The organism is Candidatus Kinetoplastibacterium sorsogonicusi (assembly GCF_003072465.1).
Classification (GTDB): Bacteria; Pseudomonadota; Gammaproteobacteria; order Burkholderiales; family Burkholderiaceae_B; genus Kinetoplastidibacterium; species Kinetoplastidibacterium kentomonadis.
Window position 1 is genome coordinate 1 of sequence record NZ_CP025628.1, and the last position, 15,868, is coordinate 15,868.

The following is a 15,868-nucleotide window of genomic DNA, read 5'->3' on the forward strand; positions in this document are numbered from 1 at the left end:
ATGAATAAATTTTGGATTATATGTATCAAACGTTTAGAAACTATTTTACCTCCACAACAAATAAGTGCTTGGATTAAACCTTTGATACCAGTTGATTTTGATAGTAAAAAATCTATATTGCGTTTATCAGCTCCAAATAAATTTAAGTTGGATTTTGTTAAAAGAAATTTATTACATCATATAGAAAAAATAGCTTTAGAATGGTATGGTGTACCTATTTTAGTATTATTAGAATTAAAAAAAAATTCTGAGCAAGTGAAATTAAAAAATGTTATACACAATGAAAAAAATATTTCTGATATTGATTCAAGAATTATTTCAAAAATTAATGAAAATATTATTATTTTTAATGATAGAAATAATAATATTAATAAAGAATCTAACATACAACTATCTACTTTAAAATATGAAAAATCTAGATTAAATTCAGAATTAACTTTTGATAACTATGTAACAGGTAAAGCAAATCAATTGGCTCGTGCAGCAGCTTTACAAATATCTGAAAATCCTGGTAGTCTATATAATCCTTTATTTTTATATGGTGGTGTTGGTTTAGGAAAAACTCATTTAATTCATGCTATTGGTAATGCTATGTTAAATATTAATGATAATATTATAGTACGTTATGTACATGCTGACCAATATGTTTCAGATGTTGTAAAAGCTTATCAGCGAAAATCTTTTGATGAATTTAAAAAATATTATCATTCTTTAGATTTATTATTAATTGATGATATACAATTTTTATCTGGTAAAAATAGAACACAAGAAGAATTTTTTTATGCATTTGAGTCTATTTCTAATAAAAAAAAGCAAATTATTATAACAAGTGATAGTTTTCCAAAAGAATTATCAGGAATCGATAGTAGACTGATATCAAGATTTGATTCTGGTTTAACTGTTGCTATAGAACCACCTGAATTAGAAATGCGAGTTGCAATACTTTTACATAAAGCTAAGACTGAAGAGATGATTATTAATGAAGATATAGCTTTTTTTATAGCTAAACATTTACGCAGTAATATTAGAGAACTTGAAGGAGCTTTAAGAAAAATATTAGCATATGTAAGATTTCATGGCAAAAATATTTTGGATATTGATACTTGTAAAGAAGCACTTAGGGATATATTATCAGTATCTAATGGTCAAATAACGATAGATAATATTCAAAAAACAGTTGCAGATTATTTTAAAATAAAAATTACAGATATGTCTTCAAAAAGAAGAACTTCAAATATTGTTTTGCCACGACAAATTGCAATGTACTTAGCTAAGGAACTAACACAAAAAAGTTTGCCTGAAATAGGATTATTATTTGGTGGTAGAGATCATACTACAGTATTACATGCTGTTAGAAAAATACAAGAAGTGCGTAATAAAAATACAGAATTAAATCATATTTTGCATGTATTAGAGCAAACAATAAAAGGGTAACAAATGCAAATTGTAAGTGTTAATCGTGATTATTTGTTAAAAGCTATTTTAAAAGTCACTGGTGTAGTTGATAAAAGGCAATCTATTCCTATACTATCTAATATATTACTATTGAAAGAAAATAAAAATTTATCTATTTTAGCAACTGATTTAGAAATACAAGTCACGGTATTTACTAAATTTGGATATAGCGATAGTAATTGTTATATTACATTATCTGCTAGAAAACTATTAGAGATATTAAAATCTTTACCATGTGATAACAATGTAAGTTTATCATTATTATCTGAAAATCGTTTATCAATCATATCTGGAAAAAGTAAATTTTCTTTACAAACATTACCATATAAAGATTTTCCTGTAATTAATCAATTGGAGCAGTTTGATATTTTTGTAAAAATATCTCAAAAAAATTTATTTGATTTAATAAATACTACATATTTTGCTATGGCTCATCAAGATGTACGTTTCTATTTGAATGGTTTATTATTAGTATTTGATAAAAATATTATTAAGGCTGTAGCTACAGATGGTCATCGATTAGCTTTTAATTCAATGAAAATTGATTATCAAGGAGAATATCGTGAAGTAATTATTCCTAGAAAAAATATTATTGAATTAATACGTTTATTAAATAATATGGATGATGATATTAATATAGATGTAGGTTTTAATCAAATTAAATTTAGTTTTAGTGATATAGAAATTATTTCTAAATTAGTTGATGGCAAATTTCCTGATTTTAATAAAGTTATACCTAATCATCATAAAAGAGTATTTTCAATTAAGAGGGATGTATTTCATGGTAGCTTAATGAGAGTATCTATTATGACTAATGATAAATTTAAAGGTATTTTAATAAATTTAAAAAAAAATCTTATGAGTATTTCTTCTAATAATGCAAACCATGAAGAAGCTTTAGAAGAAATAGATATTGAATATGAATATGAAAATTTAAATATTGGATTTAATGTAAATTATCTACTGGATGTTATTAATAATATTAAATCTAATACATTGATATTTTCTATAGGTAACGATAATAATTCTTCAGCTCTTATTAGATTTCAAGATCATGAAAATTTTAAATATGTTGTAATGCCGATGAGGATTTAATTTAAAATATAATTTATCAACTAGATAATAATAGTCTAATGCTTTATTTAGAATTATTCATTATCATTTTCAATTTTAACTTGGTGTTATTATATAAATGACAATTGATACTAAAAACATGTCAAATAAAACAGATAATCAAAATTATGGTGCTGATTCTATAAAAATGCTTAAAGGATTAGAAGCAGTTAGAAAAAGACCAGGTATGTACATTGGAGATACTTCTGATGGTACTGGATTACATCATATGATATTCGAGGTATTAGATAATGCTATAGATGAATCTCTTGCTGGATATTGTAATTCTATTATTGTTGCTATTAACAGTGATAATTCAGTTACTATTAAAGATAATGGTCGTGGCATACCTACAGAGATCCATAAAGAAGATGAACTAAATCGTAGTGCAGCAGAAATAGTGATGACAGAATTGCATGCTGGTGGTAAATTTGATCAAAATTCTTATAAAGTATCAGGAGGTCTTCATGGTGTAGGAGTATCTTGTGTTAATGCTTTATCACAATGGTTAAATTTAGTTATCCATAAAAATGGAAAAATATATCAGATTAAATTTGAAAAAGGAATACCTATTTCTCCGTTAATCATTTTAGGTGATACAAATAAATCTGGTACTGAAATTACATTTTTAGCAGATTCTGAAATTTTTAACACTATTAAGTATAATTATGACGTCATTGCTAAAAGGTTACGAGAATTATCATTTTTAAATAATGGGATTAATATTAAATTAATTGATGATATTCATAATAAATCAGAAGAATTCGCATATTCTGGAGGTGTTAAAGGTTTTGTGGAATATCTGAATATTAATAAAAAACCAATTCATACTAATATTTTTTATACAAAAATAAAACATTTAGAAGAAAAAAATCCTATAGGTTTAGAAGTAGCTATGCAGTGGAACGATAGTTACAGTGAAAATATGTTATGCTTTACAAATAACATTCCTCAAAAAGATGGTGGTTCTCATTTAACAGGTCTTCGCGCAGCAATGACAAGAGTTATTAATAAATATATTATTGATAATGATTTATCTAAAAAACTGAAAATAGATATTTCAGGAGAAGATATTAGAGAAGGTTTATCATGTGTTTTATCAGTGCAAGTATCTGAACCAAAATTTAGTAGTCAAACAAAAGACAAATTAGTTTCTAGTGAAGTACGTCCTATTGTAGAAGAAATTATAATAAATAAATTAGATATTTGGTTATTAGAATATCCTAATGATGCTAAAGTAATATGTAATAAAATTATAGATTCAGCTAAAGCTAGAAATGCTGCTCGTAAAGCTCGTGAAATGACTAGAAGAAAAAATGTTTTAGAGCATAACTCTTTACCTGGAAAATTAGCAGATTGTCAAGAAAGAAATCCAGAATTGTGTGAAATATATATTGTTGAAGGTGATTCTGCTGGAGGCTCTGCTAAACAAGGTAGAGATCGTAAATTTCAAGCTATTTTACCATTACGAGGCAAGGTATTAAATGTTGAAAAAGCACGTTTTGATAAAATAATTATTAGTGAACAAATCACAACCTTAATCACTGCTCTTGGTACTAGTATATCTTCAGATTTTAATTTAGATAAATTACGATATCATAGGTTGATTATTATGACTGATGCAGATGTAGATGGAGCTCATATAAGAACTTTATTATTAACTTTCTTATATAGACAAATGCCAATATTAATTGAAAAAGGTTATGTATATATAGCACAACCACCTTTATATAAAATAAAATTAGGAAAAGAAGAGAAATATATAAAAGATGAAGATGAAGCAAGACAATTTATGCTCAAATTATCTTTAAAAAATAGTAGTATTTTATTTGCAGATACCTTAACTACTATAAATGAAAATGAATTTATAAAATTAGCTAAAGAATATGTAAATTCAGAAAGTATTATGACAAACTTATCTAAAATTATAGATCGTGAAATTTTATTAGCTTTATATGATAATATAAAAATTAATTTAGATAACTATAATTCGGCATTAGATTCAGTTAATAAATTGTATTCGTTTTTCGAAAAAAATAAGAAAACAATAAATATATTAATTAAACATAATGAAGAAGAAAATTCTTATTACTTAGAAATATATAGATCGCATTATGGTAATAAGATAATTAGTGTATTAAATAAAAATTTATTTAAAAATAATGATATTTGTTCATTAATTCAATATGGTGAAAATTTATTTAATATAATTAAAAATAAAAAATTACTTGTTCGTAAAGGGGTTGGTGATAAACAAAAAGAATTTCAAGCAAATAATTTTATGGAAGCAATGATTTGGCTAAAAAATGAGGCTGAAAAATCTATATCTAAGCAAAGGTATAAAGGTCTTGGAGAAATGAACCCAGAGCAATTATGGGAAACTACTATGAATCCTAATTCCAGAAGATTACTTAGAGTGAATGTTGCAGATGCTATAGAAGCTGATAAAATATTTACTACTTTAATGGGTGATGATGTTGAATTGAGAAAGAATTTTATTGAGAATAATGCTTTATTAGTCAAAAATATTGATATTTAACATTAATAAAAATTATCAGAATATGATAGCAATCTTTTTCTGATAATTTTGTATATTATTTATTATTAACATTATTTTTATTAAAAATAAATTTTATTTTTCCTTTAGAATCTATTGATATTATGGCTTTGAATTTTCTTTTAGTTCTTATAGATATAAAATTTTCTAATAAATCAGTTTTTCCATTATTTAATAATTTATTCATTTGATCTCTGGAAATAATTTGATTCAAAATTTTTTTGCTACATAAAAAATTGCAATTATTTTCAAAATTACCATTTTTTTCACAAATATAATAATTTTTGCTTTCTACTACATTATGTAATTTGCATATTGGGCAATTTCCTAGTGATATATCATTAATAATTTCAAAATTTTCGCAGTGTTTTTCATTTTTATGAAAATCAAATTCTAATTTACCTTCATCATTTATTTTTAAAGATGCGCTAAAAGGTTTTAAAGATTTACTTAAAAAGCCTGACAGAGGTCCAATTTGTTTATTTTTTAACAATTCTTCTATTTCTATAATATCTAACATTCTACTAGCTAGATATTTATTTATATAAAAATTACAATTAATACAAGCATATTTTCGATAATTTTCTTTAACTATACCATTGCATAGTATGCAACTATGTTTCAATGTTACATAATTACCAGGTACTGTATCATTCTTATATTCTTTAGTAATTTGTACGATATTTTTAGACATTGTTACTATTTCAGACATAAATTGATATCGATTTAAGTTTCCTTGTTCAATTTGTTTTAGTTTGTACTCCCATTCGCCAGTTAATTCAGGGGAAGTTAATTCTTTTATATTTAATCCTGATAGCAAATTTACTAACTGTCTTGCTTTTGCCGTTGTAATTAAATCTTTATTTTCTCTTCTAATATAATTTTCTTTGATTAATCCTTCAATTATGAATGCTCTAGTTGCAGGTGTTCCTAGTCCTCTATTAATCATAGCTTCACGTAATTCATCATCTTCTATTAATTTTCCAGCTACTTCCATTGTAGATAGTAAAGTAGCTTCATTATAATGAGCAGGTGGTTTTGTAAATTCATTGATTTTTTCTATTTTATCAACTTTAACTACATCATTATTTTTTATTTTAGGAAAAATATTATTTTCATTGGTTTTATTATATACTTCTAACCAACCTGAATATTTTAATACTTTATATTCATTTATAAATATATTAGAGTTAATATTTGTAGTTCTTGTTACTATTTCATATTCTGCAGCAGGAAAAAATATAGCTAAAAATCTTTTTAATACTAAATTATAAATCTTATATTCTAATTCATTTAAATTATTTGGTAATTGTGGTGTAGGAATAATTGCAAAATGATCAGATATTTTTTTGTTATCAAATATTTTTTTATTTAAACATAACCATTTTTTCTGTATAATTTTGCTTGCATATTTTTTTATGTTATCAATATCTGTTTCTGATTTTGTTATGTTATTAAGAGTGTCATACACATTTGTTAAATAATCTTCTGGTAGATATTTAGAATCAGTTCTAGGATATGTTAAACATTTATGTTTTTCGTATAAATTTTGAGCTAGACTTAAAGTTGTTTTTGCAGAAAAACCAAATTTGTTATTTGCTTCACGCTGTAGAGAGGTTAAATCAAATAATAAAGGTGCAGATTGATTAGAAATTTTAATTTCATCTTTAGCTGTTCCTTCTTTTTTTTGACAAGATTCTATAATACTATTAACTTTATCTAATGACCAAATACGAGATTCATTTTTTTCAGGAAAATTTTTATCTTTTTTAAAATTTATGTCTATCCATTTGGCTTGATAATATATATCATTAAATATGAATTTGGCGTGAATTTCCCAAAACTCTTTTGCTTTAAAATTTCTAATTTTATTTTCTCTATTTTCTACTATATATAAAGTAGGAGTTTGCACACGACCTACAGTTGTTTTATAGAAACCTCCTTCCAAACTATTAAATGCAGTAATAGCTCTTGTACCATTAATACCTATTAACCAATCAGCTTCAGCTCTGGAACGGGCTGCATCTTCTAAAGATTTCATTTGCTCATTATCTCGCAAATTATTAAAAGCATCACATATTGCAGTTTTAGTCATAGATTGTAGCCATAAACGTTTAATAGGTTTTTTACTTTTAGAATATTGTATAATATATTTAAATATTAATTCACCTTCTCTACCAGCATCGCAGGCATTAATAATAGTATCAATATCTTTGCGTTTTATGATTTTAATAATATTTTTTAGTTTTTCAGCACATTTTTTATCAGTTGGAGATAATTCAAATATATCAGGTATTACAGGAAGGTTATTAAGATTCCATTTACCTTTTTTAGGCTCGTTAGGTGCTATTAAAGTTAGCAAATGACCAATACTAGAAGTTATTACATAACATTCATTTTCAAAAAAATCATTTTTTTTTGTAAATTTTCCTAGTGCCTTTGATATATCATTTGCTACTGAAGGTTTTTCTGCAATAATTAATGTTTTATTATTCATATATAATCGGATTTATTAAATTCTATAACAGTATTTTTATATTATAATAAAATGTATATATAAATATCATTATATTATATATAGCAAAATTGATAATTTATCATAATAATTGAATTTTATTTTTATAAAATGTCTGATATGTTTAAATTTTAATTTTTAAAATTGATCAATATCTAATATTAGAAGGTAATATATGCAAACTAGTAAATATAACACAAAAAGTCTTATGGATATTATCAATCGTCCTGATTTAATTTTTGTGAAAGGACATAATTCTTGGTTAGAAGATGCTGATGGTAAATCATATTTAGATTTTATGCAAGGTTGGGCGGTAAATGTTTTAGGACACTGCCCAAATGAAATAAAAGAAACTATACATAAGCAAAGTGAGTTATTGATAAATCCATCTCCAGCTTTCTATAATTTGCCTTCTATTCAATTATCTTCTAAATTAGTATCATCATCTTGTTTTGATAAAGTATTTTTTGCAAATAGTGGTGCAGAAGCTAATGAAGGAGCAATTAAATTAGCTAGAAAATGGGGTCAAATAAAAAAAAATGGAGCATATAAAATTATTACAATGCATAATAGTTTTCATGGTCGCACTTTGGCTACTATGTCTGCTTCAGGAAAACAAGGATGGGATAAAAAATTTGCTCCACAAGTAGATGGTTTTTATAAAGCTACTTTAAATAATATTGAATCTGTTATTGATCTAATAGATAATGAGACTGTTGCTATTATGCTAGAGCTAGTACAAGGAGAAGCTGGAGTTATTCTTGCTGATAAATTATTTGTTAGAGAATTAAGAAAAATATCACAAGAAAAAAATATATTACTAATAGTAGATGAAGTACAAACAGGAATGGGACGAACAGGTTCTTTATTTGCATATCAACAATTTAATATAGAACCAGATATTATGACTTTAGGAAAAGGTATTGGTGGTGGAGTTCCTTTGTCTGCTTTGCTTTGCAAAAAAAATATTTCTGTTTTTGAGTATGGTGATCAAGGTGGTACCTATAATGGAAATCCTCTATGTACAGCGGTTGGAGTTACTATAATTGATATATTAAATTCTCCTAATTTCCTTAATTCAGTAAATTTAAAGGCAGATAAATTATCTTTAGAATTAAATTTACTTGCTAATCGTTTAAATTTAAGAGGAGAAAGAGGATTAGGTATGTTAAGAGCTTTAATTTTGAATGAGTATGATGATGGACCTAAAATAGTTGAAATGGCCAGAAATTATAACCCACAAGGATTATTGATAAATTCACCAAGAAAAGATTTAATAAGATTTATGCCAGCTCTAAATATTACAGAAGATGAAATTAATATTATGATTAATATTTTAGAAAAAGTAATTATAGAATCAAGACTTTAAAATTTATTATAAAATAACATATTTAATAAAATATCACTTATAACATTCTCATATTTTGGCAATGTTATAAGTTTCCTATTTATAATAAAAACAGGTAAATAATTTATTTTATAAATTTTAGCTAATAAATTAGATGCTTGTACTTTAGAAGTTACATCATAAGAATAAAAAATTTGATTAAAATTTTTAATATTGATTTGATGTTTTATAATCCATTCATCTATATCTTTTTTGTTATATAATTTTATACCATCTTTATGAATAGCTTTAAAAATTTCCTTATGCAAATCTTCACGTCCTAATAAATTAATCGTAAAAAATAAATGCTGTAAATTTTTCATTCCAATATTAAATGATATTGGTATTTTTAAAAATAAGTCTTGATTTTTACTTAAATTAAATTGATTTGTATTATTAAAAATTGAAAAACAAGATTTGCAGTTATATGAAAAAAATTCTAAAACTTCTATTTTTTGATAATTTTTATTATTATGATCAATCAATTTTTGTGAATAAGCAAATTGCGCAAAAGAGAAACATATTAATATATAAAATAATCTTTTAATATTCATTAAATTTTATTGTCGTATAATTATTGTAGACTTTATGTTATGTTTATCTAAGATATTTTTTTGTATTGTATCTATCTCTTTTATATCCAAAAAAGGACCAATTAAAACACGATATACATTGTAATCTTTATTTTTTGCTGTTTGAATTATAATTTTTAAATTTAAAAATTTTTCTATTTTGTTCTTAAACAATTGAGCATTATTAATATTTTTATAAGATCCTACTTGTAAGTAATATGTTTTATTATTTATTTCTTTATATTGATTAATTATATTCATATCATTATTTATGATATTTAAATCATTTATAGGATTATTGATTAATAAATCTTTTTTATTTTTCATAAGCTTTTGGCAATCTTGTAGTTTCAATAGATTTTTTTCTTTACTAATAGAAGATAAAGCATAATTTTCTTTTTGTAATTGATCTATTTTATCTCTAAATGGAATAGGTAATTTAGTTATATAAGATGCAAAAATTGCTGAAATTATTAAACCTATAATTAATCCAATACTAAATGATGAATATTTTGATTTCATATATTTTCTTCTATATATGTTTTTAAATCTTCTTACTGCCATAATTTTATTAAGAATATTTACATACTTTCAGGAGCAGATATTCCAATTATTTTTAAACCATTTAATAAAACTTGCTTAGTAGCTTTCATCAATCTTAAACGTGATGCAGTTAAATCAGGATTATTAGTAATAATTTTATCAGAATTATACCATTGATGATACTTAGAAGCACATTCTCTTAACCAAAATGCCATATTATGGGGTGATAATTCTTTTACTGATTGCTCTACTATTTCAGGAAATTCACTTAATATTTTTAATAACTCTATTTCTGATGTGGTTCTTAATAGTTCTAGGTTTGCATTAATTATTTTTTCATTACTTAATGTAGATTTTTTAATGATAGAACACATTCTAGCATGTGCATATTGTATATAGAAAACTGGATTTTCTTCATTTTTTAATATGGCTAAATCTACATCAAAAGTAAATTCTGTATCAGCTTTACGTTGTATTAAAAAATATCTAGCTGCATCTCTACCAACCCAATTAATTAAGTCACTCATAGTCACATAACTACCAGATCTTTTTGAAACTTTAACCTCTTGACCTGATTTAATTATTTTAACCATTTTGTGTAAAATATATGTAGGATAATTAATTGGTATACTATCTTTTAAAGCTTGTAATCCTGCTCTAACTCGAGCTATAGTACCATGATGATCGCTACCTTGTATATTAATAGCTTTTTTAAATCCTCTATCCCATTTTGTTTTATGATAAGCTATGTCAGGTACAAAATATGTATAACTACCATCTCGTTTTTTCATTACGCGATCTTTATCATCTCCTGTTTTCAAAGAAGTTGTCTTTAACCACAAAGCTCCATCTTTTTCATAAGTAAATTGATTATTAATGATTTTATTAACAGTTTTTTCTACTAATCCACTAGAGTATAAAGAACTTTCCAGATAATAATTATCAAATTTGACATTAAATGCTTTTAAATCTATATCTTGTTCTTTACGTAAATATGCTACAGCAAACTTTTTTAACAATTCTAGGTTTTCAATATCTCCATCTGATTCAATTAATAAACCATTATTATTTATAGAAGACCTTTGTAGATATTGTTTAACAATATCTACAATATATTCTCCTTTATATCCATTTTCTGGAAATAAAGGAGAATTTATATCTATATTTTTTGCTCGTGCTATGACACTATGTACTAAATTATCAATTTGATTACCAGAGTCATTATAATAAAATTCTCTAGTAACATCATACCCAATAGTTTCATACAAATTACATAAAACATCTCCTATTACAGCCTGTCTTGCATGACCTACATGTAATGGACCTGTTGGATTAGCAGAAACAAATTCTACAATAATTTTTTGATTATTTTTAGATTTTTTTCCATAATTAGAACTTAGTTGTTCAATATCTTTTATTATTGAAACCTTAGATTGATGAGTTCTATAAAAATTTATAAATCCAGGTTTGACATATTCAATTTTATCAATAAATTCAATTAAATGAATATTATTATTAAGATGATCAACTAATATACTAGCAATATTCATTGCACTTAATTGACATTTTTGACTTAATATAAGAGAAATATTTGTAGAAAAATCTCCATGTATTAATAATTTAGGCTGATTGATAACAATATTATCAATACTAATATTGATACTATCTTTTATAATATTTTTTAATAATAAAGATAATTTAATTTTTTGCTCTTTGAGAAGCATAATAATATATATAAGATTAATATAAGTAAAATAAAAGTGTGTAATTTTACTTACACACTTTAAAAAAAAGTTTGATATATTTAATATATTACTACTAAATATATATAAAATACAATAAGACTTTTAATTATACAAAAAATTATTTTTGTTTATTTTGATATCTATTTAAAGCACTTAATACTGCTTTAAAAGATGCTGTTACAATATCTTTATCTATACCTACACCAAAACTTGTACTTGAGTTTTCAACTCTCAACTCTACATAACATGCTGCTTGTGTATTAGTACCAGTACCTATTGCATGCTCATGATAATCAGAAATTCTAATTGGTATATTTAAAGAAGAAATAAATGCAGAGATAGCACCATTACCAGTTCCTTCAATTATTTGAATTTCATTATTATAAGAAAGTTCTACTTTGATATTAAATTTTTGATTTTCAAGACTATCTGGATTTCCATCTATACGATGTTTTATTAATTTCCAAGGAGTAATTTGATCTAAATATTCTTTTTTAAAAATTGCATATACTGTTGATGCTGTAACTTCTTTGCCAGTTTCATCTGTTAATTTTTGTATTATTTTGCTGAATTCTATTTGTAATCTTCTAGGAATAATTAATCCATATTCTTGCTCTAATAAATAAGCTACCCCTCCTTTACCAGATTGACTATTTACTCTAATAATTGCATCATAGCTTCTTCCTAAATCTGCAGGATCAATTGGTAAATAAGGTACTTCCCAAATAGAGTCAGGTTTTTGTTGTGCAAATCCTTTTTTAATAGCATCTTGATGTGATCCAGAAAAAGCAGTAAATACTAAATCACCAGCATAAGGATGTCTAGGATGTACTGAAATTTTATTACATTCTTCTGCACAACGTATAACTTCATCTATATCAGAAAAGTCTAATCCTGGTGAAATACCTTGAGTATATAAATTTAATGCTAAAGTAATTAAATCTACATTACCAGTTCTTTCACCATTACCAAATAAACAGCCTTCTATTCTATCTGCCCCTGCTAAAAGAGATAGTTCAGCAGCAGCTACTGATGTTCCTCTATCATTATGAGGATGTACACTTAATAAAATTTTATCCCTATGTGATAAATTATTATGCATCCATTCAATTTGATCAGCATATATATTTGGAGTATTAGATTCTATAGTAGATGGTAAATTTAAAACCATTTTATTAGTTGATATAGGTTTCCATGTATCTATGACTGCATTAGATATGTCTAATGCAAAATCTAATTCTGTTGTACTAAATACTTCTGGTGAATATTCAAAACGCCATTCTGTCTTTGGATATAAGCTAGTATAATTTCTTACTAATTCCGTTCCATGAATAGCTAAATTTTTTATTTCATCACGAGTCATACGAAAAACTATCTTTCTAAAAGATGGGGCGCAAGAATTATACATATGGATCATAATATTTTTTGCACCAATAGCTGATTCAACAGTCCTTTTGATTAAATCTTCACGTGCTTGAGTTAAAAGTATAATTGTTACATCATCAGGTATTCTTTCTTCTTCAATTAATTTACGTATAAAATCAAATTCTATTTGTGATGCAGAAGGAAATCCTATTTCGATCTCTTTAAAACCAATTTTAATTAACTGATCAAAAAATCTCAATTTTTGATGAGTACTCATTGGATCTACCAATGATTGGTTACCATCACGTAAATCAGTTGTCATCCATATTGGAGCTTTGGTAATAATTTTACTAGGCCATGTTCTTTCTGAAAAATCCTTTTTAAAGGGACGAAATGGCACATATTTTTTAGATGGATTTGTAAGCATAATTTTTATATAGTCTGAACTTATGTATAAAAATGTTAAAAAAATATTTTAGAAAAAATCTAAAATAAATGTATTTTTTATAATTTAATATTATAAATATTAAATATATTATAAGTAATTTTTATATTCTTATTTAAAAACTATAAATTACTAAGGTTTATTAGTCAACTTTATATGTTTTACAAACATCAATATGTATTAAATATATTTAATTTAATAAATCAAGTGTATTAATATTGTTTTTTTTGTTTTTAATATTATTAATGAAAGAACCTTCGTTTAAAGGTTGTGGTGGAGATTGAATATAAAGATTACCATTTGCATCTAATAAAGATTTATTTTGATGTTTTATATTAACTAAAGAAGAAGATGGTGCATTATCTACAAGCCAGTAACCTAATTTATAACCAGTATAAATAGTAAAAAATAAAATAAAAATCAAAATAAATATTATTTTTTTCCAAGACATAAAAATTAACTCTATAAAAATAGTTTATTTAATAAATTTCATTTGAACCATATTCTTTCATTGTATAAAATTTGATATCTGGATTTAATTCTTGAGCAACTTTTAATTGTGATTTAGAACTAGCAATATACACAATTGCTTCTGAAACGTCTAATGCAATATTTTGACTATTTAATTTAATGAATTTTTCCATAGCTTTCTTATTATTAGACATGATCCAACGTGAAATTATATATTTAGTTGGTTTAAATATTACTTCTGCATTATATTCTAGTTTTAATCTATGTGCTATAACTTCAAATTGTAAATTACCTATAGCACCTACCAATATAATATTTTCATTTATAGGCTTAAAAATTTGAATCGCGCCTTCTTCTCCTAATTGCTTTAACCCAGTTCTGAACTGTTTAACTCTAAGAGGATTTTTGCTTTCTATTTCTTGAAATATTTCTGGAGCAAAAAAAGGTAAACCTATGAATTGTAAATTTTCACCTTGTGTTAATACATCTCCTAATCTTAAGGTACCATGATTAGGGATTCCTATTATATCTCCTGCATATGCTTCATCTAATATAGATCTTTTTTTAGATAAAAAAGAAACAACATTGTTAGTTTTAACTTCTTTTTTATTTCTTGTTAATTTCAATGTCATCCCTCTAGTAAATTTACCAGAGCTAATACGTATAAATGCTATTCTATCTCTATGAAATTGATTCATATTAGCTTGTATTTTAAATACAACTCCAGAAAATTTTTCTTCATATGGTGATATCAATCTCTGTAATGTTTGCATAGATTGAGGAGATGGAGCGTATTTTATTAAAGCATTTAATAATTCTTTTATGCCAAAGTTATTAATAGCTGAACCAAAAAACATAGGAGATTGTTTACAATTTATAAATTCATCGTACATGAATTTTGGCATGGCATCATTTATTAATGTAATCTCTGATATTGCTTTTTTATAATCTTCACCATAATTAGTTAATTTTTGATGATTAATATCATATATAATTTCACAAGTTTGCTTTAAATTATCTTCACCTGGTTTAAAAATTTTCATATGATTTCTTATTAAATCTATTACTCCATGAAAATTTTTTCCCATTCCTACTGGCCAAGAAAGAGGAATTACTGACATATTTATATATGATTCAATTTCTGCCATAATTTCTAATGGTTCTTTTACTTCTCTATCCATTTTATTTACAAAAGTAATTATTGGTATATTTCTAGCTCTGCATACATTAATTAATCTAATAGTTTGTGGTTCAACACCATGAGCCCCATCTATAACCATTAATACAGCATCTACTGCTGTTAATACCCTATATGTATCTTCAGAAAAATCTTCATGTCCTGGAGTATCTAATAAATTTAAAATATGATCCATAAATTCTATTTGCATAACAGATGATGCTACTGATATACCCCTTTGTTTTTCTATTTCCATCCAATCTGAAGAAGCAAATTTATTAGATTTACGAGATTTTATACTACCAGCAATTTGTATAGCTCCTGTAAATAATAATATTTTTTCTGTAATAGTTGTTTTACCTGCATCAGGATGAGAAATAATTGCAAATGTCCTACGTTTTTTTACTTCTTCATGAATGATAGTCATAATGAACAATTATAAAAATAAAATATTTATTTTAATAATAAATATTATTGAAAAATTTTGATAATAATCAATTGAAAATAAGATGTGAGATATTTG

The 15,868-nt window shown here is 24.7% G+C and carries 11 protein-coding genes; 4 read left to right on the plus strand and 7 right to left on the minus strand.

What is annotated here, in order from left to right; genetic code table 11:
* The 3 genes from dnaA to gyrB all read left to right on the plus strand — a co-directional run bounded on the left by dnaA (window position 1) and on the right by gyrB (window position 5,107).
* Complete coding sequence (gene dnaA / locus CKSOR_RS00005; protein ID WP_108673574.1) at window positions 1-1,434, plus strand: chromosomal replication initiator protein DnaA; 1,434 nt, start codon at window positions 1-3, stop codon at window positions 1,432-1,434.
* A 3-nt stretch (window positions 1,435-1,437) separates the two neighbouring features.
* Window positions 1,438-2,550, plus strand: coding sequence for a DNA polymerase III subunit beta (dnaN, locus tag CKSOR_RS00010; protein WP_108673575.1), 1,113 nt, complete (start codon window positions 1,438-1,440; stop codon window positions 2,548-2,550).
* Window positions 2,551-2,647: 97 nt separating this feature from the next.
* Window positions 2,648-5,107 (plus strand): DNA topoisomerase (ATP-hydrolyzing) subunit B, encoded by a 2,460-nt coding sequence (gyrB, locus tag CKSOR_RS00015; RefSeq protein WP_234411223.1) that lies wholly within the window; start codon window positions 2,648-2,650, stop codon window positions 5,105-5,107.
* A gap of 55 nt (window positions 5,108-5,162) precedes the next feature.
* Here the strand turns inward: gyrB and CKSOR_RS00020 are convergent, their stop codons facing one another.
* The gene (locus CKSOR_RS00020) at window positions 5,163-7,622 is read right to left on the minus strand and encodes a DNA topoisomerase III (protein WP_108673576.1); all 2,460 of its coding nucleotides are present in this window, start codon (window positions 7,620-7,622) and stop codon (window positions 5,163-5,165) included.
* Window positions 7,623-7,815: 193 nt separating this feature from the next.
* Between CKSOR_RS00020 and CKSOR_RS00025 the strand changes: the two genes are divergently transcribed.
* Window positions 7,816-9,009, plus strand: a complete 1,194-nt coding sequence (locus CKSOR_RS00025) for an acetylornithine transaminase (RefSeq protein WP_108673577.1) — start codon at window positions 7,816-7,818, stop codon at window positions 9,007-9,009.
* Here CKSOR_RS00025 and CKSOR_RS00030 read toward each other — a convergent pair.
* The 6 genes from CKSOR_RS00030 to CKSOR_RS00055 all read right to left on the minus strand — a co-directional run bounded on the left by CKSOR_RS00030 (window position 9,006) and on the right by CKSOR_RS00055 (window position 15,772).
* Window positions 9,006-9,581: a thioredoxin domain-containing protein gene (locus CKSOR_RS00030; RefSeq protein ID WP_108673578.1), complete on the minus strand. Its 576-nt coding sequence runs from the start codon at window positions 9,579-9,581 to the stop codon at window positions 9,006-9,008. The genes CKSOR_RS00025 and CKSOR_RS00030 overlap by 4 nt on opposite strands.
* A 6-nt stretch (window positions 9,582-9,587) precedes the next feature.
* Window positions 9,588-10,121, minus strand: a complete 534-nt coding sequence (locus CKSOR_RS00035) for an SPOR domain-containing protein (RefSeq protein ID WP_161539529.1) — start codon at window positions 10,119-10,121, stop codon at window positions 9,588-9,590.
* A 59-nt stretch (window positions 10,122-10,180) separates the two neighbouring features.
* Complete coding sequence (argS, locus tag CKSOR_RS00040; protein WP_108673580.1) at window positions 10,181-11,866, minus strand: arginine--tRNA ligase; 1,686 nt, start codon at window positions 11,864-11,866, stop codon at window positions 10,181-10,183.
* 139 nt (window positions 11,867-12,005) lie between these two features.
* Window positions 12,006-13,682 (minus strand): 2-isopropylmalate synthase, encoded by a 1,677-nt coding sequence (gene leuA / locus CKSOR_RS00045; protein ID WP_108673581.1) that lies wholly within the window; start codon window positions 13,680-13,682, stop codon window positions 12,006-12,008.
* A 205-nt stretch (window positions 13,683-13,887) separates the two neighbouring features.
* The gene (locus CKSOR_RS00050; protein ID WP_108673582.1) at window positions 13,888-14,148 is read right to left on the minus strand and encodes a hypothetical protein; all 261 of its coding nucleotides are present in this window, start codon (window positions 14,146-14,148) and stop codon (window positions 13,888-13,890) included.
* A 28-nt stretch (window positions 14,149-14,176) separates the two neighbouring features.
* Complete coding sequence (locus tag CKSOR_RS00055) at window positions 14,177-15,772, minus strand: peptide chain release factor 3 (protein ID WP_108673583.1); 1,596 nt, start codon at window positions 15,770-15,772, stop codon at window positions 14,177-14,179.
* Window positions 15,773-15,868: the final 96 nt, after the last annotated feature.

Coding starts and splice junctions, on each gene's coding strand:
- CKSOR_RS00050 (WP_108673582.1), bottom strand. CDS start 14,148: ATGTCTTGGAAAAAAATAATATTTATTTTGATTTTTATTTTATTTTTT.
- CKSOR_RS00025 (WP_108673577.1), top strand. CDS start 7,816: ATGCAAACTAGTAAATATAACACAAAAAGTCTTATGGATATTATCAAT.
- argS (WP_108673580.1), bottom strand. CDS start 11,866: ATGCTTCTCAAAGAGCAAAAAATTAAATTATCTTTATTATTAAAAAAT.
- gyrB (WP_234411223.1), top strand. CDS start 2,648: ATGACAATTGATACTAAAAACATGTCAAATAAAACAGATAATCAAAAT.
- CKSOR_RS00020 (WP_108673576.1), bottom strand. CDS start 7,622: ATGAATAATAAAACATTAATTATTGCAGAAAAACCTTCAGTAGCAAAT.
- dnaA (WP_108673574.1), top strand. CDS start 1: ATGAATAAATTTTGGATTATATGTATCAAACGTTTAGAAACTATTTTA.
- CKSOR_RS00030 (WP_108673578.1), bottom strand. CDS start 9,581: ATGAATATTAAAAGATTATTTTATATATTAATATGTTTCTCTTTTGCG.
- dnaN (WP_108673575.1), top strand. CDS start 1,438: ATGCAAATTGTAAGTGTTAATCGTGATTATTTGTTAAAAGCTATTTTA.
- CKSOR_RS00055 (WP_108673583.1), bottom strand. CDS start 15,772: ATGACTATCATTCATGAAGAAGTAAAAAAACGTAGGACATTTGCAATT.
- CKSOR_RS00035 (WP_161539529.1), bottom strand. CDS start 10,121: ATGAAATCAAAATATTCATCATTTAGTATTGGATTAATTATAGGTTTA.